This window comes from Couchioplanes caeruleus (genome assembly GCF_003751945.1).
In the GTDB taxonomy this organism is placed as follows: domain Bacteria; phylum Actinomycetota; class Actinomycetes; order Mycobacteriales; family Micromonosporaceae; genus Actinoplanes; species Actinoplanes caeruleus.
Genome location: NZ_RJKL01000001.1, coordinates 8,091,618 through 8,110,691 on the forward strand (window position 1 = coordinate 8,091,618; position 19,074 = coordinate 8,110,691).

Sequence of the window (19,074 nt, forward strand, 5' to 3'; positions counted from 1 at the left end):
CGCCTCGGCCCGGCCTCGGCCCGGCCCCGCCCGGTCCCCGCCGCATCAGTCCGAGCGCACCAGCCGGAAGATCCGGATCTCCCGGCCGTCGGCCCGCTCGGCGTAGGAGGCGTAGCCCGGCCAGATCCCCTGCAGCATCCGCCAGAGCCGGTCGCGTTCGGCGCCGGTGGTCAGCGCCGCCCGTACGCCGAACTCCCGGTCGCCGAGGGTCACCCGGGCGGCGGGGTGCGCGATCAGGTTCGCCGACCAGGCCGGGTGGTGCGCCTGGCCCCAGTTCGAGCCGATCACCACGTACGCGTCGCCGTCGGTGGCGTACAGCAGCGGATGGGTACGGGGCAGGCCGGACTTCCGCCCGGTCGTGGTGATCAGCAGCGAGGGAAGCTCGTGGCGGCCGATCACGGACCAGCGGCCGCCGGTGAGCCGGTAGAGCCGGCCGTCCAGCGGTGCCAGCCGCCGGCCGAGGGAGGCGAACCAGCGCTGGCTGCCGAGGCGCCGCAGGAGGGCGGTGTAACGCGACATCCGCTCAGTATCGTCCCCGGCCGCCACAGACCCGAAGTTGACGTTAGGGTCGTGGCCATGGCCGAATTCGTCGGTGACGATCTCCGGGGTTCCCGTTTCGAGGGCGTGGACCTGGCCGGCTCGCGCTTCCGGCGTATCACACTGAACGGCGCCGAGTTCCGCGCCACGGACCTCATCGACGCCCGCTTCCACGGCGTGGACCTCAGCGGCGCCGTCCTGCGCGGAGCCCGGCTGGAGGGTGTCGACATCTACGGCGAGCTCGGCACCCTGACCATCAACGGCGTCGAGGTCAGCGGGTACGTGAACGCCGAGCTCGACCGGCGCTATCCCGAACGGGCCGCGATGCGCCCGGTCGACGCGGACGGTTTCCGCCGGGCCTGGGACGTCGTCGAGCGCCTGTGGACGGGGACGGTCGAACGGGCCCGCCGCCTCGACCCCGCGCTGCTGCACGAGTCGGTCGACGGTGAATGGTCCTTTATCGAGACCCTGCGGCACCTGGTGTTCGCCACCGACTCCTGGATCCGGCGGGTGATCCTCGGCGACCCGTCGCCCTGGGATCCGCTGGACCTGCCGTGGGACGAGATGCCCGACACCCCCGGGATACCCCGCGACCGCACGGTCCGCCCCGGCCTGGAGGTGATGCTGTCACTGCGCCGGGACCGGATGGCCACCGTGCGCCGGGTCATGGACGGCCTCAGCGACGAGACGTTGAACGGCCACACCGAACCGGTCGAGGCGCCGGGCTGGCCCGCTTCCTTCAGCTTCCCGGTGCGCGAATGCCTGCTCTGCATCCTCACCGAGGAATGGGAACACCGCCTCTACGCCGAACGCGACCTGCAGATCCTGGAGTCGGGCTGACACCCGGCGACCGCCGGGCCGCCGGATCCCGGGCTCACGGCTGCTCCGCGGGTGGGCGGGCGCCGAGGAGCATCCGTAGGCCGGGCTTGGCGTGGCGGAGTACGTCCGGGTCGTCGTACGCCTTCGCCATCAGGGCGTAGCCCTGCAGGTGGGCCAGCAGCCGCATCGCGGCCTCGCCGGGATCGGTGGCCGGGTCGATCTCGCCGCGGTCCCTCGCCTCGCCGATGGACGAGGTGAAGTACCGCGTCCAGCCGGCCAGGATTCGGGTGACCTGCGCGCGGGAGTCGTCACCCAGGCCGGCCATCTCCGCGGCGAGACCCCCCAGCGGGCAACCGGGGGTGGCGCCCATGCGCTGCCGCATCAGTGCGAGCATTCCGGCGAAGCTGTCGACGAACCGGTCGATGCGCGCCAGGGGGCCGACGTCGTCGGCGAAGGCCTCCTCCAGCACCGTGCTCATCATGTCCCAGTTCCGGTCCAGCACCGCGGCGGCGAGCGCGTTCTTGGACGGGAAGAAGTGGTAGAGGCTGCCCTTGTGGACGCCCGCGGCCTTGCAGACGTCCTCGGTGCTGACCTGCGCGAGCGAGGCGCCGTGCACCAGATCCCGAGCCACCGCGACGATGCGTTCGCGGGTGTCGTTCGCCATCTCGGCGCCTCCTTTGCAGCCGCGCCGAACTTTACGCGTCCAGCTCGGCCGGGCGCCGGGTCAGCCGCCCCCGGCGCGCCAGCCGGTCCAGGCGCCGTTGTTCCCGGGCGGCCCAGCCGGCGGCGCGGCCGGGGTCGAGGGGGCCGCCGTGCCCGACGTGCAGCGTCCGTGGCCGCAGCGCGAGCATCGCCCGCAGGCTGGCCAGGTTGCCCGCCGGATCGTCGTGGAACGGCGGATTGGCGGGGCGGCGGGGGAGGAGCCCCATGAAGGAACCGGCGATGAGGTCGCCCGCGACCAGGTCGCCGGCGTCCGTCAGGACCGACACCGACCCGGCCGTGTGCCCGGGGGTGGGCATGATGCGGCCGTCGACGCCGAACTCGCCGAGCGATGCCGGCCCGTCGAGCAGGATGTCCGGCTCGAGCGGCTCGGCACGCACGTGCAGCGCGCGGGCCCGCGCCATGAGCCGCCCCATCGGCCCGGTGGGTAGGTACGGCTTGCGGACCCGGCCGCTGCGGTACTGCGCGGCGTCGGCGGCGTGCCCGGCCACGGGAGCCCCGGTCAGCCGCCGCAACTCGGCCGCCGCACCGAAGTGGTCGAGGTGGGCGTGGGTGAGCACGATCAGCGCCAGGTCCGCAGGGTCGACGCCGTGCCGGGTGATGCCCTCGTGGATCCGCCGGGCGCTGCCCGGAATGCCCGCGTCGACGAGGATCGGCCGCCTCCCGATCACCAGATAAGTGTTGATGTGGTGACTTCCCGCAACCGGCACGGCGACCACCTTGGTCTTGCGCTCTCCCATGGGTGTTCCTCTCCTCGATGAGTTGACTGGTCGGTCAACTGTGCGCGCAGCGCTTGACCGATCAGTCAACTCACCCTAGAAGGCTGTTGACTGATCGGTCAACTACGGGGTTGCCTCCAGGGCGCGGGTCACAGGGCGAACTTGCGAATTCGGGGTCGGGGGACCGCCCCTCACGTGTCGCCGGCTTCGATGTGGACGGTCGGCGTCTCGTCCGGGAGCGGGTCCGGTGCCCAACGGTGCCCGGTAGCGCTGCATGGCCGCGGCCTGCCCGGACGCGGTCCGACAGATCTCGAACTGTCTCACGCACGGAAAGTGACTGCGGACGTCGCCAGTGACAGCGAGTTTCGACGGCCCATGTGCGTGCGGTATCCGGCGGTCGGCGTCAGTCCTGGGCGCGGCGCTCCAGGAACTCGTAGACGTCCTGGGCGTCGACGCCCGGGAAGGTGCCCGGGGGGAGTGCGGCGAGCAGGTGGGAGTGTACGCGGGCGCTCGGCCACGCGTGCCCCGCCCACTGCTTCACCAGGGTGGCGGGTGGGCGGTGGCAGCAGTCCGGGTCGGGGCAGCGGGACACCGTGCGCCGGGTCGTGTCGCCGCCGCGGAACCAGCGGGCGTGTTCGTACGGCGTTCCCACCGTCACCGAGAACTCGCCCGAGCGGGTCGACTCGACGTGCACCGTGCACCAGTACGTGCCGCCCACGGTGTCGGTGAACTGGTAGAAGGACGAGTACGGGTCGTCGGCCTGGAAGACCGTGCGTGAGGCCCAGTTGCGGCACACCGGCTGGCCCTCGATCGCGCCGGTGACGTCCGAGGGGAAGCGCACGCCGTCGTTCTCGTACGCCTTGTACACCGTGCCGCTCTCGTGGACCCGGCAGAAGTGGACCGGGATGCCGAAGTGGTGGGTCGCCAGGTTGGTGAAGCGGTGGGCCGCCGTCTCGTACGAGACGCCAAAGGCGTCGCGGAAGTCGTCGATCGCCAGGGCCCGGTCCGCCTTGGCGTCGCGCAGGAAGTCGACGGCGAACTTCTCCGGCATCAGCAGCGCCGCCGCGAAGTAGTTTGCCTCCACCCGCTGGCGCAGGAAGTCGCCGTAGTCCGACGGGTCCTCGTGGCCGAGCACGAAGTGGCCCAGTGTCTGCAGGACCACGGCGCGCGGGTCGTGGCCCTTGTTGCTCGCCACCTGCGGCAGGTAGATGCGTCGGTTGCGCAGGTCGGTGACCGACCGGGTCGAGTCCGGCAGGTCGGGCACGTAGTGCAGGGTGAAGCCGAGTTGTACCGCGATGTCCAGGATGCCGCGCTGAGACAGCGGGCCGGTGGTGTGCCGGACCGACTGCAGGATCTTCGCCGCGGCCTCCTCGATGTGAGGGAAGTAGTTGTCGCGTTCGCGCATCTGCTCGCGGAGTTGCTGGTTGGCCCGCCGGGCCACCTCGGGGGTCGCGCTCTGCTCGGTCAGCAGCCGAGTCAGCTCGCGGTGCAGGCCGATCAGCGACTCGAGGGCGTCGGCGGGCAGTCGCCGGCCGCCGCGCACGAGGGGGAGGCCGAGCGCCTGGTAGGCCGGCTCCCGCTGGAAATGGGCCAGCTCGATCTCCAGCCCGGCGCGCCGGCTCGGCGCCTCGGGCCGCAGCAGATCCTGCATCGGTACGCCCAGCGCTGCCGCGATCGCCTGCAGGACGCTGAGCTTCGGCTCGCGTTTGCCGTTCTCGATCAGGGAGAGCTGCGAGGGTGCCCGGCCGACCGCCGCGCTGAGCTGGTCGAGGGTCATGTTCTTCGACCGTCGCAGGTGCCGCAGCCGCTGGCCGAGGGTCACGAGGTCGACCGAGCCTTCCGAAGATGAAGCCGTCACGGGTTTTTACGTTAGCAGAAGAAATCCAATTCTTCTCGTCACAAACCCATACGCGAGGGGTTGCGCGGTGCGCGAGAGTCGAGTTCTTCCCGCACGGAGCAGGGCTGGAAAGGAAACTTGAGATGACTGATCAGCTGACCGACGTCAGGGGCGGTACCGCCGCGGACCTCACTCGGGCTTGGGCCGGCGATCCCCGATGGCTCGGCATCAAGCGCGACTACACCGCGCAGGACGTCGTGCGTCTTCGTGGCAGCCTCCAGGAACGGCACACTCTCGCCGAGCGCGGCGCCCAGAAGCTCTGGGACCTGCTGCACTCCGAGGACTACATCAACGCGCTCGGCGCCCTCACCGGCGGCCAGGCCGTGCAGATGGTCCGGGCCGGCCTGAAGGCGATCTACCTTTCCGGTTGGCAGGTGGCGGCCGACGCGAACCTCTCCGGCCACACCTACCCGGACCAGAGCCTCTACCCGGCCAACTCGGTGCCGGCCGTGGTGCGCCGGATCAACAACGCGCTGCTGCGCACCGACCAGATCGAGGTGGCCGCGGGCCGCCACGAGAAGGACTGGTTCGCGCCGATCGTGGCCGACGCGGAGGCCGGCTTCGGTGGCCCGCTCAACGCGTTCGAGCTGATGAAGGCGATGATCGCCGCCGGCGCCGCGGGCGTGCACTGGGAGGACCAGCTCGCCTCCGAGAAGAAGTGCGGCCACCTGGGTGGCAAGGTGCTCATCCCGACCCAGCAGCACATCCGTACGCTGAACGCGGCCCGCCTCGCGGCCGACGTTGCCGGCGTCCCCACCCTGGTCATCGCCCGCACCGACGCGCTCGCCGCGGACCTGCTGACCACCGATGTGGACGACCGTGACAAGCCGTTCCTGACCGGTGAGCGCACCGCGGAGGGCTTCTTCCGGGTCCGTCCGGGCGAGGACGCCGCGATCGCCCGTGGCGTCGCGTACGCCGACTACGCCGACCTGCTCTGGGTCGAGACCGGCAAGCCGGACCTCGAGTTCGCCAAGCGGTTCGCCGAGGCCGTGCACGCCAAGCACCCGGGCAAGATGCTGGCGTACAACTGCTCGCCGTCGTTCAACTGGAAGCGCAACCTGGACGACTCCACGATCGCCCGGTTCCAGAAGGAGCTCGGCGCGATGGGCTACAAGTTCCAGTTCGTCACGCTGGCCGGCTTCCACGCCCTGAACCACTCGATGTTCGAGCTGGCGAAGGGCTACTCGACCACCGGCATGAGCGCGTACGTGAAGCTGCAGGAGGCCGAGTTCGCGGCCGAGACCGACGGCTACACCGCGACCAAGCACCAGGCCGAGGTCGGCACCGGCTACTTCGACGCGGTGTCGACCGCGCTGAACCCGGAGAGCTCCACCACCGCGCTGTCCGGCTCCACCGAGGAAGAGCAGTTCTGACATGGGCACCGAAGAGGTCACCATCTGTGGCGAAAGCGGGGGCCGGTACGCCGAGATCCTGACGCCCGAGGCGATCGACTTCGTCGTGGCGCTGGATCGCGAGTTCGGCGCCCGCCGGGTGCAGTTGCTGGAGCGCCGGCGTCGCCGGCGCGCCACCCGCACCACCGAGCTGGACTTCCTGCCGTCGACCGAGCACATCCGCAGGGATGACTCGTGGACGGTGGCGCCGCCGGCCGAGGACCTGACGGACCGGCGGGTGGAGATCACCGGTCCGCCCGAGCGCAAGATGACCATCAATGCGCTCAACTCCGGTGCCAAGGTGTGGATGGCGGACTTCGAGGACGCCACCGCGCCGACCTGGGAGAACGTCATCCTCGGTCAGCTCAATCTGCGCGATGCGCTGGACGGCAAGCTCGACTTCACCGCGCCGGACGGCAAGGAGTACCGGATCGGCGCCACGATGCCGACCATCATGGTCCGGCCCCGGGGCTGGCACCTGCCCGAGTGCCACCTGCGCATCGGCGGGCGGGCGGTGTCGGCGTCGCTGTTCGACTTCGGCATGTACCTGTTCCACTGCGGACGGCGTCAGCTCGAACGTGACAGCGGGCCGTACTTCTACCTGCCGAAGCTCGAGAGCCACCTCGAGGCTCGGCTGTGGAACGACGTCTTCGTCTTCGCGCAGGATCTGCTCGGCATCCCCCGGGGCACGATCCGCGCGACGGTGCTGATCGAGACGATCACCGCGGCCTTCGAGATGGAAGAGATCCTGTACGAGCTGCGCGAGCACTCGGCCGGCCTGAACGCGGGCCGGTGGGACTACCTCTTCAGCATGATCAAGAACCGGCCGGACGTGGTGCTTCCGGAGCGCTCGCAGGTCACGATGACCGCGCCGTTCATGCGGGCGTACACGGAACTGCTGGTCCAGACGTGCCACAAGCGTGGCGCCCACGCGATCGGCGGCATGGCCGCCGTCGTGCCCAGCCGCGACCCGGTCGCGGCCAAGCGGGCGCTCAACCAGGTGCGTCAGGACAAGCGCCGCGAGGTCGGCGACGGCTTCGACGGCTCGTGGGTGGCCCACCCCGGTCTGGTCGAGACCTGCAAGGAGGTCTTCGACCAGTGGCTCGGCTTCGAGCCGAACCAGCTCGTGCGTCGCCGCGACGACGTGCGGGTGACCGCCAAGGAGTTGCTCGACGTGCGGGCCACGGCGGTCACGGTCACCGAGGTGGCGCTGCGCAACAACGTCAGCGTCGCCCTGCGCTACACGGCCGCCTGGCTCGGCGGGCGGGGCGCGGTGGCACTCGGCGGGCTGATGGAGGACGCGGCGACCGCGGAGATCTGCCGGGCCCAGCTCTGGCAGTGGATCTCTCACGGCACCCCGACCGACTACGGTGTGCCGGTCACGGCCGGACTGGTGACCCGGATGCTGCGCGAGGAACTGGACGTCCTCGCGGAGACGGGCGCTCTCGACGAGGACGCCGCCCGGCGCTTCGGGCAGGCCCGCACCCTGCTCACCGTGTTGCTCACGGAGCGGACCTGTCCGGAGTTCCTCACTCTGCCCGCGTACCTGCGGCACATGACCGGGGACAAGCCCACGCCGGCCCCTGCCATGAGCGTCTGACCTGCGGGAAAAACACGGCCCGGCGGCGATCTGCCGCCGGGCCGTGCCCGTGTTGGCGCACGGTGTGAAAGGCGCCGGGCTCGGGGCCCGGCGGGGCTCTCTCCCAGATGCGATGCTGAGGTCGCCACGAGGCTTCTCGCAGCGCTGGGAGGACACACCGATGTTGCCGCTCACTGCCCGGAACCTGTCATCCCTGCCGGCGGATCTGCCCGTCCCGTCCTACGACCGCGCCGCGCTGCGGACCGGGATCGTGCACTTCGGCGTCGGCGGTTTCCACCGGGCCCACGAGGCGATGTATCTCGATCGGCTGATGTCCGCCGGCACGGCCCTGGACTGGGCGATCTGCGGCGTGGGCGTCATGCCGTTCGACGAGCGGATGCGCGACGCGCTCGTCGCGCAGGACGGCCTCTACACCCTCGTCGTCAAGGCGCCGGACGGCATCCTCGAGCCGCGCGTCATCGGCTCCATCAAGGAGTATCTGTACGCGCCCGACGACCCGGAGGCCGTCGTCGAGAAGATGGCCGACCCGGACGTGCGCATCGTCTCGCTGACCGTCACCGAGGGCGGCTACAACATCGACGCGGTCACCGGCGAGTTCCTCGCGGACGATCCCGGCGTGCAGCACGACCTGGTTCCCGGCGTCCGGCCCCGGACGACCTTCGGGCTGATCACCGAGGCATTGGCCCGGCGCCGGGCGCGCGGTGTCGCCCCGTTCACGATCATGAGCTGCGACAACATCCAGGGCAACGGCCACGCCGCCCGGCGCAGCTTCGTCGCGTTCGCCAGGCTGCGCGACCCCGAGCTGGGCGCGTGGGTGCAGGAGCACGTGGCGTTCCCCAACAGCATGGTGGACCGCATCACCCCGGTGACCACCGCCGAGGACCGTGAGGAGGTCCGCCGGCGGTTCGGTGTGGACGATGCGTGGCCGGTGGTCTGCGAGCCTTTCACCCAGTGGGCGCTCGAGGACGCGTTCCCGCTGGGGCGCCCGCCCTTCGAGGACGCCGGAGTGCAGGTGGTGGCCGATGTGGAGCCGTACGAGCTGATGAAGCTGCGCCTGCTCAACGCGAGCCACCAGGCGCTGTGCTACTTCGGCTACCTCTGCGGCTACCGGCTGGTGCACGAGGTGGCACAGGATCCGCTGTTCGCCGGCTTCCTGCTCGCGTACATGGACCGCGAGGCCACGCCGACCCTGGCGCCGGTGCCCGGCATCGACCTGGACAGGTACCAGCGCCAGCTCATCGAGCGTTTCTCCAATGCCCAGGTGAAGGACACCGTGGCGCGGCTGTGCGCGGAGAGCTCCGACCGCATTCCCAAGTGGTTGCTGCCGGTGATCCGCCACAATCTGCGCACCGGCGGCGAGATCCTGCGCGCGACCGCGGTGGTGGCCTCCTGGGCGCGCTACGCCGAGGGCGTCGACGAGAAGGGGCAGCCGATCGAGGTGGTGGACCGGCTGCGCGACTGCCTGGTGCCGCGCGCCCGGCGACAGCACGACGAGCCGCTCGCCTTCGTCGAGAACCGTGAGCTGTTCGGCGACCTCGTGGACGACGAGCGGTTCGTCGCGACCTACCGGACCGTCCTGGCCTCCCTGCACACCAAGGGTGCCCGCGCCACGCTGGAGGATCTGACCGTCTGAAGGTCAATCCCGGTTCTTCGCGGCCGGGCGGTCCGGCCGGCTCGGCCGCGGGGGCGGCACGGCGGCGGTCAGCGCGGCCCCCTGCGGAGCGGCACGACCGCCCAGCACCGCGCCGGCCGAGCCCAGTGTGGGAAGCAGGAGCCGGTACCGCCGGGCGGGGTCGTCCGAGCGTGCCGCCAGCAGGGGGCGCACCTCGGCCGGCAGGGACGGAGCGATCGACGCGGGTGTGACCCCGCGGCAGTAGTTGTTGAGCTGTTCGAAGACGACCCGGGACAGGAACGCGGCGTTCGGCTCGTCGACGTGCAGTCGCCGCGCCACGGAGCGGATCAGCGTGCGGCACGCGTCGCCGTCGACGCTCGGCTGCTCGTCGCCGTGTTCCCTCCCCGGCGCGGCGACATCGGCGGGAAGCTGGGCATTGACCTGCTGGAATGTCCGGTCCGGAACGAACTGTCGGCACGCTTGCAGCACGGCTCGGATGACGCGCCGCGCCTCGTTGCGCCCGTGCAGGCGAGCACGGGCTCGTACGTGAGACACCAGGTCGTCGCGATGCATGACCACGCCCTTCCTCCGGGGACGTCATCGGCCCCGGGGCCGGCCGAATACCCACTGGACGCATCGGGAAACGTCCGCAGACCGATCTCATGTATCGAAATATTTCGTTAGATGTATTTACTGTTAACAAGCTTTAACTTATGTTGGGCCCACGGCCGGAAGGCGCCCCCACGCCTGCCGTCCCGTCCCCGCGGTGGGCCGGGTCCCCCACGTCCCCGGCCTGCCGTCCCCCATGAAGAGGAGCCCTTCATGAGACGCAGAGTCGCCCTTCCCATCCTCAGCATCGCCGCCGTCGGCGCGTCGCTCTTCGTCGCCGTGGCCCCCGCCTCGGCACACGGGTACGTCTCGTCGCCACCCAGTCGGCAGGCGAACTGTGCCAGCGGTGCCGTCGCGAACTGCGGCGACATCATCTACGAGCCGCAGAGCGTGGAGGCGCCCAAGGGTTCGATGCAGTGCAACGGCGGCGGCAGTCGCTTCGCCGTCCTCAACGACAACAGCAGGAACTGGCCGGCCGCCTCCGTCGGCAAGACGGTGACCTTCAACTGGGTGCTCACCGCCCGGCACGCCACCCACTCGTGGGAGTACTTCATCGGCGGCACCCGGCTGGCCGTCTTCCACGACGGCGGCGCGCAGCCCGGCGCCACCAAGTCCCACACGGTCAGCATGGGTGGCTTCAACGGCCGCCAGACCCTGCTCGCCCGCTGGAACATCAACGACACCCCGATGGCCTTCTACTCCTGTGTCGACCTCAACATCGGCGGGGGTGGCGGTCAGCCGCCCACGACCCCACCGGCGCCGCCCACCACGCCGCCCGCCCCGCCGACGACGCCGCCGGACGGTGGCACCTGGCAGGCCGGGGCGGCGTACGCGCCCGGGAACACCGTCACCTACGGCGGGGCGGCGTACCGGTGCCGGCAGGCGCACACCGCGCTGACCGGCTGGGAACCGCCGAACGTCCCCGCCCTGTGGGAACGGATGTGAGCTGGCGCCGGACCGTCGCGGCGGTCCTGCTGGCGGTCGTCGCCGGTTGCGGGTCCGAGCCCGCGCCGGCCCCGGCCCCGGCGTACGGCGCCACCGATGTGATGTTCCTGCAGATGGGCCTGGCGTACGCCGATCAGGGTGACCGGGTCGCCGGGCCCACCGCGCAGCGGGCGGCCGATCCGCGGCTGCGCTCGCTCGCGGCCGAGGTGCGCGAGCGGTGCCGGGCCGAGGCCCGGACCATGCGGGACCTGCTGGCCGGCTGGCGGCAACCGGTGTCCGCGAACCCCGCGGCGGACGCCCACGCGGGGCACGGCGACCTGCATTCCCTCCGGGACTCCGACATCGCCGAGCTGAGCCTGGCGCGCGGCGATGACTTCGACCGTACGGCGGTGGCCCTGCTCCTCGGTCATCTGCACCGCGGCGTCGAGGTGAGCCGCATGGAGTCGGCCGGCGGCCGGTATCCGCCCGCGCGGGAGCTCGCCGAGGAGATGACAACGACCCGCCGGGACTGGATCCGGCGCTTGCTGGCCCTGGCATAGCCCGATCGATCGCTCGTTGAAGCTTCAAACCCCCCGTACGATGAGCGGGTGAGTGCCGAATCACGGGCCCGCTGGCTCAGCGCCGAGGAGCTGGAGTGCTGGCTGCCGGTCGGGGGCCTGCTCCTGCGGCTTCCCGCCGCGCTGGACGCCCAGATGCAGCGCGACTCGGGTCTGAGCCACTTCGAGTACCTGGTGCTGGCCAACCTCTCCGAGGCACCGGGCCGCACCCGCCGGATGAGCGCCCTCGCCGCGCTGGCCAACGGGTCGCTGTCGCGACTGTCCCATGTGGTCAAGCGCCTCGAGGGTCGCGGCTGGGTCGAGCGTGCCGCGTGCCCGCGGGACGGGCGCTACACCAACGCGGTCCTCACCGAGGCCGGCTGGGAGAAGGTGCGCAGCAGCGCCCCCGGCCACGTCGAGGCGGTGCGGGCGCTGGTCCTGGACGCCCTCACCGGCCCGGAGCTGGCCCAGCTCGGCGAGGTCGCCCGCCGGGTCCTGGCCCGCCTCGAGGCCGCCGAGCCGAATCAGGTCGCCGCCCGGCCGGGCCCACGCTAGCCTGCCTTCCATGGCGCACTTGATCACCCCGACCACCCGGCTGCACGCACAATGGCTCGCCGCGCGCGACGAGTGGGGACGCGGGGTGCATCAGGACGGCTCGGGGCTGCGCCCCGAGGACGAGGTGGCCACGGCCGAGGGTTTCGCCGCCTTCGTCGGCAAGCTGCGGCGCGAGTCGGATCCGGCGGTCCCGCCCGTGGCGGGCTGGGTGCACTGCACGTACTGGTGGATCGTCGAGGACGACGAGGTGCTGGGCGCGATCGCGTTGCGCCACGAGCTCAACGACATCCTGCTCGACGCGGGCGGTCACATCGGCTACGGCGTACGCCCCGGCGCCCGCCGCCGCGGCCTCGCCTCGTGGGCGCTGGGGCAGGTGCTGCCGTACGCGCGGGACCTCGGCCTGGACCGGGTGCTGCTGACCTGCGAGGTCGGGAACGAGGCCTCGCGCCGCACGATCGAAGGCAACGGCGGCGAGTGCGAGGACGTGCGCGACACCCCGCTCGGTCGGGTCCGGCGATACTGGATCAGCCTCGCCGCGGCCCGGCCGAGCGGTGAGGATCACGGCGTGTAGGCCTTCACCGTCCGCCCGTTGGTGACGAGGAGCCGCCCGCCCGCGACCACCACGTGATCGGTGGCCGTGCCGAACGTACGGACCGTCTTGCCGCTGGTCGGCGCCAGCACCATCAGCGACTTGCCGCTGGTGGCGTAGAGCAGGCCGCCGGCACGGACCGGGTGGCCGGGCGTCCTGAGGGCTCGGGTCCACAGCGGCTTGCCGTTCTTCGCGTCGTACGCGTTGATCCGCCCGGCCGACGCCACGTAGACGCGCCGCCCGTCGGTGGCGAGCTCGCCCGCCTCGTTCTTCACCGTCCACAGCGTCTTGCCGGTGCCGGCCGCCAGGGCGCGCAGGCCGGTGGGGCCGGAGACGTAGAACTGGTCGCGAGCCGGGTCGGCGGCGCGGGCCGTGTACCGCAGGCCGGTGCCCCAGTGGTCCAGGCCGCTCTGGACGGAGACCGCCTGGGTGAGGTGGGTACGGGTGTGTGTGAGCAGGATCCGGCCGTTGCGGGCGACCGGCCCGGCGAGCACGGCGTTCGGGCGGCTCCACAGCGACGCGCCGTCGGAGATCCGGAACGCCTCGACGCCGTGGTCGGCGTCGTCGCAGGTGCCGCAGTAGCCGGAGACGACGACCGTGCCCTGGTCGGCGACCACGGTGTCGGTGGTCCACGCGGTCAGGCTGCTCCACCGCTCGGCGCCGGTCGCCGCGTCGAGGCCGATCACGTTGCTGTCGTAGTTGCTGTTCGAGTAGCAGGCGATGTCGGTGACGACGACGGTGTCGCCCGACACGGCGAGGCCGGTGGCCTCCAGGTAGCCGGCGAAGTACGCCCACAGCCGCTTGCCGGTCCTGGTGTCGTAGGCGCCGACGCCGTTGCCGTCCGGCTCCAGGACGTACATCCGGCCGCCGGCGACGATCGGGGCGACCGGGTTCAGCGGGCAGCTGTCGACGGCCGCCTTGGGGGTCACCGTCCAGCGGGTCTTGAGCTTGGCGACAGTGGAAGAGTTGATCACCGACTCGGACGGGTTGTAGAAGGTGTGGCCGGGGCCGTACCCGTCCTGGGTCCAGTTCTCCGGCGGCGCCGCCGCGGCGGCGAGGGCACCGAGGGTCAGGAACGCTGTCGCCGCGGCCAGGCCGAGGCGTGCGCATCGCTTGAGCTGCATGTGCAAGATCGTGGAGGTGCGACCGCCGGAAGAAGGGCGACTCGGAAGGAACCGGGACAGAATCCCTCGTTCAGGGTCAGCCCACCAGACGACGCTCCCAGGCCCAAGCGGCGATCTCCACCCGGTTGCGGGCGTTGAGCTTGGTCTGCACGCTGCCGAGGTGCGTCTTCACCGTGCCGACCGAGATGAACAGCTCGGTCGCGATCTCGGCGTTGGTCAGGCCGCGTGCGGCGAGTTTCACCACGTCCAGCTCACGCGGCGACAGGCCGCCGTCGTCGTCGCTCGGCGCGGGCGGGGAGAGATGCTCCAGCAGCCGTACGGTGATCGACGGGCTGATCAGGGCGTCCCCGGAGACGGCCGCGCGCACCGCCTCCACCAGCAGCGCCGGGCCGGAGTCCTTGAGCAGGAAGCCCGCCGCGCCGTTGCGCAGCGCCTGGTGCACGTACTCGTCGAGGTCGAAGGTCGTCACGACGACCACCTTCATGGGGTCCGCGACGCCCGGGCCGGCGAGCAGCCGCAGCGCCTCCAGCCCGTCCATCCGCGGCATGCGGATGTCGAACAGCGCCACGTCCGGTTTGAGCTTGCGCGCCATCGCGACCGCCTCGACGCCGTCGGCCGCCTCGCCGACCAGCTCCATGTCGGGCTGTGCACCGATGATCATGCCGAAGCCGGTGCGTACCATCGCCTGGTCGTCGGCGATCATCACGCGGATCACCGCGTCACCTCCTGGTCCAAGGGCAGGGCCGCGTCGACCACCCAGCCGCCGTCGATGCCCGGCCCGGCGGTGATGCGCCCGCCGACCGCGCGGACCCGCTCCTGCAGGCCCACGAGACCGTACCCTGGCGCCTCCCGCGGCGTGCCGGCCTTGGGTGGCAATCCGTCGTTCGCCACCCGGACCAGCAACCAGTCGGGCGTGCGGCGCACCCACACGTCGGCGACCCGTGCACCCTGCGCGTGCCGACGGATGTTGGTCAGCGCCTCCATCACCACCCGATAGGCGGAGGTGGAGACCTCGACCGGGACGCCCTCGGTGCTGCCGTCGAGATGCAGTCGCGCGAGCGGGCCGCCCGAGCTGGTGAACTGCTCGAGCAGCGGGCTCAGCTCGTCGACCCCGGCCAGCGGCGTCAGCGGGGCGTCCGGCTGCGCGTTCGGGTCGCGCAGCACGCCGACCATGCGGCGCATCGACGCCATCGTCTCGGCGCCCGCGGCCTCGATCTGCTCCAGCGCGAGCAGCACCCGCTTCGGGTCCTGCTCGGCGATGAAGCGGGCACCCTGCGCCTGCACCACGATGCCGGTCACGTGATGGGCGATGAAGTCGTGCAGGTCTCGGGCGAACTCGGCGCGCTGCTCGGCGCGGACCGTGTCCATCGCCCGCACCCGGGTCGCCTCGAGGGTCCGCAGGTAGACGCCGAGGCCGATGACGGCCGTGCCGGCCAGGCCCTGGGCGAGGCCCAGGATGACCATGCCGGAGTCGGGGCCGCTGCGCAGCGGCAGGAAGCCGAGGGCCATTCCGGTCGCCAGCACCGCGCCGATGGCCCACTGCGGGTCGCCGCGCCGGCTGACCACGAACAGCACGCCGAGCAACCCGACCGCCTCGGCGACGCCATAGCTGCCGCCGTGGTCCGCGCCTCCGACGGCGATCGTGAGCAGCAGCGAGAAGCCGGCGAGCGCCATTGCGACTTTCGGCAGACGCGTCGAGCCCTGGCGGTGCCGGCGCAGCCAGACCACCGCGGTGGCGATCGCGCTCAGCACCTGCAGGAGCACGACGTCCCCGCTGTTGCTCAGCCCGTTGGCCAGGTCGAACAGGCCGAGGCAGGCCATCAGGAAGAGGCCACCGAGCTGGGCCAGCCGGAAGAGCAGGGCGCGTTGCGTCAACATCGTGACCCAGCGTAACGGCTGCTCCGGCGGCCTCCATCGGCCGAAAGGCAGATCCACGCCCTGGGCCGTTCCTCACCGCCGGCCGATGTGCCGCCCGCCTCGCCTCCCGCAAGATCTCTCCCGTCAGATCCCCTAACCCGGAGGCACCCCATGTACCCGCCATCCCCGGCCGCCGCGCCGTTCACCTCCGCCGACGGCGCACCCGACGGCCACCTCACCGCCGTCGCGGCCGTGGACCTGGTCAAGGTGTACGGCACCGGCGACACCGCGGTCCGCGCCCTCGACGGCGTCACCGTCGGATTCGCCCGCGCCCAGTTCACCGCCATCATGGGCCCCTCCGGCTCCGGCAAGTCGACCCTCATGCACTGCCTCGCCGGCCTCGACACCGCCACCTCCGGCCGCGCGCTGCTCGGCGGCACCGACCTCACCGTGCTCTCCGACAAGGTGCTGACGAAGGTCCGCCGCGAACGCATCGGCTTCGTCTTCCAGTCCTTCAACCTGCTTCCGCAGCTCACCGCCGAGCAGAACATCACCCTGCCCCTGGATCTGGCCGGACGCACCGCCGAGCGCGGCCTGCTCGCCCGCCTCACCGAGGTTCTCGGGATCACCGAACGGCTGAAGCACCGCCCCAGCGAGCTCTCCGGCGGCCAGCAGCAGCGCGTCGCGCTCGCCCGCGCTCTGGTCTCGCGCCCGGAGGTCGTGTTCGCCGACGAGCCGACCGGCAACCTCGACTCGCGCTCCGGCGCCGAGGTCCTGTCGTTCCTGCGCAACTCGGTGCGCGAGCTGGGCCAGACCGTGGTCATGGTCACCCACGACCCGGCCGCCGCCGCCTACGCCGACCGGGTCGTGCTGCTCGCCGACGGCCGCATCGCCGGCGAGATCGACCGCCCGGACCGTGCGTCGGTCGCCGAGGCCCTGCAGCACCTGGGGAACCAGCGATGAAGGTCCTCGGCACCCAGCTCGCCGGCGTCGCCCGCCGGCCCGCCCGCCTCCTGCTGACCGGCCTGGCCGTCCTCGTCGCGGCCTTCGTCGTCTACAGCACCGTCCTCGCGCGGGACATCACCGAGAAGACCGCGATCGAGGGGTTCACCGGCACTCCGGCCGCCGCGGACCTGGTGGTCAGCCCCGGCGGCGACAACGAGTTCGCCGACATGGAGTTCCGCGCCCAGGACATCGCCAAGCTCAAGGCCGTTCCCGGCGTGGCGGAGGTCGTCGGGCGGCCCCGGGCGGGCAGCGAGCTGAACGGCGACTTCATCGAGTTCGTGGCCGATCCGGGCAGCGGCCCGCTCGCCACCGTGCACGCCACGAAGGGCACCTATCCGGCCGAGCCCGGCCAGATCGCCGTCAGCCCGCGGACCGCGGACCGGATGGGCCTGGCCATCGGGAACACGGTGACCATCCACACCGGGCGCGACAAGAACGACAAGCCGATCAAGCCGGTGAAGCTCACGGTCACCGGGATCGTCGACGCCGAGAGCGACTTCGGCGGCACCGCGTACGCGCCGCAGAGCACCGTCTCCATGATCGCGAACTCGGACCTCATGCAGCAGGTGGAGCTGCGGCTCGAACCCGGTGCCGACGCCGCCGCGGTGACCGCCGCCGCGGAGCGCGTCATCGCCGCCGCTCCCGCGCCGCAGGAGGGAGGCGCGCGGCCTCAGGTCCGCACCGGTGCGGACGTGCGGCTCGCGGAAGCGCAGCAGGCCGCCTCCGGCATCGACGAGCTCTTCCTCGCGATGGGGATGTTCGTGGCTATCGCCGTCGGCGCTGCGGGCCTGGTCGCCACGTCCACCTTCCGGATCGTGTTCGCCCAGCGGATGCGCCAGCTCGCCCTGCTCCGCGCGGTCGGTGCCGGACGCGGCTCGCTGTGGCGTGCCCTCGCCGTCGAAGGCGCACTGACCGGTTTCGTCGCCGGCACCGTCGGTGTGCTCGGCGCCCTGGCGCTGGGCCAGGCGACGCCGCCCCTGCTGCGCGCCTTCGACATCAAGGTCTCCTCGCCCGGGCTGCCGGTGCTGCCCGCGGTCGGCGTCGTCCTGCTCTCGACGGTGATCACCGTGCTGGCGGTGCTGGCCCCGGCGCTCTCGGCCGCCAAGGTGGCGCCCCTGGAGGCGCTGCGGTCGGCCAGCACGACCGCCGGGCGCAAGAGCATCGGCAAGATCCGCGGCGCGTTCGGTGTGCTGGTCGCGGCCGGTGCGGCGCTGCTGGTCGCGTACGTCGTCGCCAACCTGCCCGGCCCCGACACCAAGAACTACGACGCCGAGCCGATGATGTACGCGACCCTGGGCTCCGCCGCGCTGGCCTTCCTCGCGCTCATCGCACTGGGCCCGCTGCTGGTGCGCCCGGTGCTCGCCACCGTCGGCTGGCCGCTGCGCCGGCTCGGCCCGGTCGGCCGGCTCGCCGTCGGCGGCGTGGGCGGGGCGCCCCGGCGTGCCGCCGCGGTGTCGGTGGTCGTCGCTCTCGGCGTCGCGCTCATCGCGGGAGTGGTGGTGACGGGCGCCTCGTCGCGGGTCCTGGCCGACCGGGAACTGGCCTCGTCCGCCCCCGCCGACTTCGAGCTGACCGCCAACGGCGACTCGGCCACGGTGCCGGCCACCGTCGTGACGCAGGCGCAGGCCAGCACGGACCTGACGCACGTGACGCCGTACCGCCGCCTCTCCGACGTCGAGATCCCCGGCGGTGAGAACACCTGGAAGCTGCGGGTCACCGACCTGTCCATGACGGCGCTGCCGGAGTTGAAGAAGATCGACGTCACGCGCGGCTCGCTGGCCGCGATCGGGCCCGGCAAGGTCGCGATGAACACGTACGTCGCCGAGCACCACGGGCTGGACGTCGGCGACACCGCCACGATGACGGCGAACGGCAAGAAGCTCCAGGCGCAGGTGGTCGCGATCCTGCCGGACTCCGGGCCGTTGCAGTCGGACATCGTGACCGACCCGGGCGACCTCACCAAGCTCGGCGCGGCGGCCACTCCGACCGGGTTGCTCGCCGACGCCGCCAAGCCCGGCGAGGAGGGGCGTACGGCCGGTCAGAAGGCGATGCGGCAACTGGCGGCGGGCCACAGCGGACTCGGCGTCGCGGTCCTCGCCGACCAGCGCGACGAGTACGACAAGATGATCACCACCATGCTCGCGGTGCTCATCGGCCTGGTCGGCCTGACCGTGCTGATCGCGGTCGTCGGCGTCGGCACCACGACCGCCCTGTCGGTGGTGGAACGCGTCCGCGAGTCCGGCCTGCTGCGCGCCGTCGGCCTCTCCCGCGCCGGCCTGCGGACCATGCTCACCACCGAGTCCAGCCTCTACGGGGTCATCGGGGCCACGGTCGGCCTGCTGCTCGGCGTGCCGTACGCGTGGCTGATGATGAAGTCGCTCGGCGTCAACCTCCCGCTGGAACTGCCGGTCGGCCAGCTCGCCCTGGTGTTCCTCGCCCTGGTGGCCTTCACCGCCCTGGCGGGAGTGCTGCCGGCCCGGCGGGGCGCGAAGGTCAGCCCGGTCGCGGCGCTCGCCACCGACTGACCGCAAGCGGTGCGGCCCCGGCCGGGTCACCGGC

Annotated in this window: 18 protein-coding genes; 10 read left to right on the top strand and 8 right to left on the bottom strand. The window is 71.9% G+C overall.

Annotated features, from left to right (window positions below; translation table 11 throughout):
* Nucleotides 1–45: 45 nt before the first annotated feature.
* Nucleotides 46–519 (bottom strand): nitroreductase/quinone reductase family protein, encoded by a 474-nt coding sequence (locus tag EDD30_RS36460; protein WP_071805611.1) that lies wholly within the window; start codon nt 517–519, stop codon nt 46–48.
* A 57-nt stretch (nt 520–576) separates the two neighbouring features.
* Here EDD30_RS36460 and EDD30_RS36465 point away from each other — a divergent pair, with 57 nt between their 5' ends.
* Nucleotides 577–1,377, top strand: coding sequence for a DinB family protein (locus tag EDD30_RS36465; RefSeq protein ID WP_071805632.1), 801 nt, complete (start codon nt 577–579; stop codon nt 1,375–1,377).
* Nucleotides 1,378–1,411: 34 nt separating this feature from the next.
* Here the strand turns inward: EDD30_RS36465 and EDD30_RS36470 are convergent, their stop codons facing one another.
* The 3 genes from EDD30_RS36470 to EDD30_RS36480 form a co-directional block, all read right to left on the bottom strand.
* Nucleotides 1,412–2,020: a TetR/AcrR family transcriptional regulator gene (locus EDD30_RS36470; protein ID WP_071805613.1), complete on the bottom strand. Its 609-nt coding sequence runs from the start codon at nt 2,018–2,020 to the stop codon at nt 1,412–1,414.
* 31 nt (nt 2,021–2,051) lie between these two features.
* On the bottom strand, nt 2,052–2,816 hold the full coding sequence (locus EDD30_RS36475; protein WP_071805614.1) for an MBL fold metallo-hydrolase: 765 nt from the start codon (nt 2,814–2,816) through the stop codon (nt 2,052–2,054).
* A gap of 382 nt (nt 2,817–3,198) precedes the next feature.
* Nucleotides 3,199–4,653, bottom strand: a complete 1,455-nt coding sequence (locus EDD30_RS36480; protein ID WP_071805617.1) for a helix-turn-helix domain-containing protein — start codon at nt 4,651–4,653, stop codon at nt 3,199–3,201.
* A 122-nt stretch (nt 4,654–4,775) separates the two neighbouring features.
* Between EDD30_RS36480 and aceA the strand changes: the two genes are divergently transcribed.
* The 3 genes from aceA to EDD30_RS36495 all read left to right on the top strand — a co-directional run bounded on the left by aceA (nt 4,776) and on the right by EDD30_RS36495 (nt 9,316).
* Nucleotides 4,776–6,065 (top strand): isocitrate lyase, encoded by a 1,290-nt coding sequence (gene aceA / locus EDD30_RS36485; RefSeq protein ID WP_071805618.1) that lies wholly within the window; start codon nt 4,776–4,778, stop codon nt 6,063–6,065.
* Nucleotide 6,066: 1 nt separating this feature from the next.
* Nucleotides 6,067–7,683: a malate synthase A gene (gene aceB, locus EDD30_RS36490; protein ID WP_071805619.1), complete on the top strand. Its 1,617-nt coding sequence runs from the start codon at nt 6,067–6,069 to the stop codon at nt 7,681–7,683.
* Nucleotides 7,684–7,843: 160 nt separating this feature from the next.
* Nucleotides 7,844–9,316 (top strand): mannitol dehydrogenase family protein, encoded by a 1,473-nt coding sequence (locus EDD30_RS36495; protein WP_071805620.1) that lies wholly within the window; start codon nt 7,844–7,846, stop codon nt 9,314–9,316.
* Nucleotides 9,317–9,319: 3 nt separating this feature from the next.
* Here EDD30_RS36495 and EDD30_RS36500 read toward each other — a convergent pair whose 3' ends face one another.
* A complete protein-coding gene (locus EDD30_RS36500; RefSeq protein ID WP_143162686.1) occupies nt 9,320–9,868 on the bottom strand; it encodes a DUF2267 domain-containing protein in 549 nt (182 codons plus the stop codon).
* A 249-nt stretch (nt 9,869–10,117) separates the two neighbouring features.
* Between EDD30_RS36500 and EDD30_RS36505 the strand changes: the two genes are divergently transcribed.
* From EDD30_RS36505 to EDD30_RS36520, 4 genes are read left to right on the top strand one after another with little or no spacing between them, the layout of a single operon-like run.
* Nucleotides 10,118–10,849: a lytic polysaccharide monooxygenase gene (locus EDD30_RS36505; protein ID WP_071805622.1), complete on the top strand. Its 732-nt coding sequence runs from the start codon at nt 10,118–10,120 to the stop codon at nt 10,847–10,849.
* Nucleotides 10,846–11,388 carry a DUF305 domain-containing protein gene (locus EDD30_RS36510; RefSeq protein WP_071805623.1) on the top strand — a complete coding sequence of 181 codons (543 nt, stop codon included), beginning with the start codon at nt 10,846–10,848 and terminating at the stop codon, nt 11,386–11,388. Before EDD30_RS36505 ends, EDD30_RS36510 begins: the two co-directional genes overlap by 4 nt.
* Nucleotides 11,389–11,436: 48 nt before the next feature.
* Nucleotides 11,437–11,940 carry a MarR family winged helix-turn-helix transcriptional regulator gene (locus tag EDD30_RS36515; protein WP_071805624.1) on the top strand — a complete coding sequence of 168 codons (504 nt, stop codon included), beginning with the start codon at nt 11,437–11,439 and terminating at the stop codon, nt 11,938–11,940.
* Between the two features lie 10 nt (nt 11,941–11,950).
* Nucleotides 11,951–12,511 (top strand): GNAT family N-acetyltransferase, encoded by a 561-nt coding sequence (locus EDD30_RS36520; protein ID WP_071805625.1) that lies wholly within the window; start codon nt 11,951–11,953, stop codon nt 12,509–12,511.
* On the opposite strand, the gene EDD30_RS36525 is transcribed toward EDD30_RS36520, so the two are convergent.
* The 3 genes from EDD30_RS36525 to EDD30_RS36535 all read right to left on the bottom strand — a co-directional run bounded on the left by EDD30_RS36525 (nt 12,499) and on the right by EDD30_RS36535 (nt 15,531).
* Complete coding sequence (locus tag EDD30_RS36525; RefSeq protein WP_071805626.1) at nt 12,499–13,653, bottom strand: outer membrane protein assembly factor BamB family protein; 1,155 nt, start codon at nt 13,651–13,653, stop codon at nt 12,499–12,501. The genes EDD30_RS36520 and EDD30_RS36525 overlap by 13 nt on opposite strands.
* A gap of 76 nt (nt 13,654–13,729) precedes the next feature.
* Complete coding sequence (locus tag EDD30_RS36530; RefSeq protein ID WP_071805627.1) at nt 13,730–14,368, bottom strand: response regulator; 639 nt, start codon at nt 14,366–14,368, stop codon at nt 13,730–13,732.
* Nucleotides 14,365–15,531, bottom strand: coding sequence for a sensor histidine kinase (locus tag EDD30_RS36535; RefSeq protein ID WP_071805628.1), 1,167 nt, complete (start codon nt 15,529–15,531; stop codon nt 14,365–14,367). Before EDD30_RS36535 ends, EDD30_RS36530 begins: the two co-directional genes overlap by 4 nt.
* A gap of 150 nt (nt 15,532–15,681) precedes the next feature.
* Here EDD30_RS36535 and EDD30_RS36540 point away from each other — a divergent pair, with 150 nt between their 5' ends.
* Complete coding sequence (locus EDD30_RS36540) at nt 15,682–16,473, top strand: ABC transporter ATP-binding protein (RefSeq protein WP_071805629.1); 792 nt, start codon at nt 15,682–15,684, stop codon at nt 16,471–16,473.
* Entirely contained in the window at nt 16,470–19,040 is a 2,571-nt protein-coding gene (locus tag EDD30_RS36545; RefSeq protein ID WP_071805630.1) for an ABC transporter permease, read from the top strand. Before EDD30_RS36540 ends, EDD30_RS36545 begins: the two co-directional genes overlap by 4 nt.
* Nucleotides 19,041–19,074 lie beyond the last annotated feature (34 nt).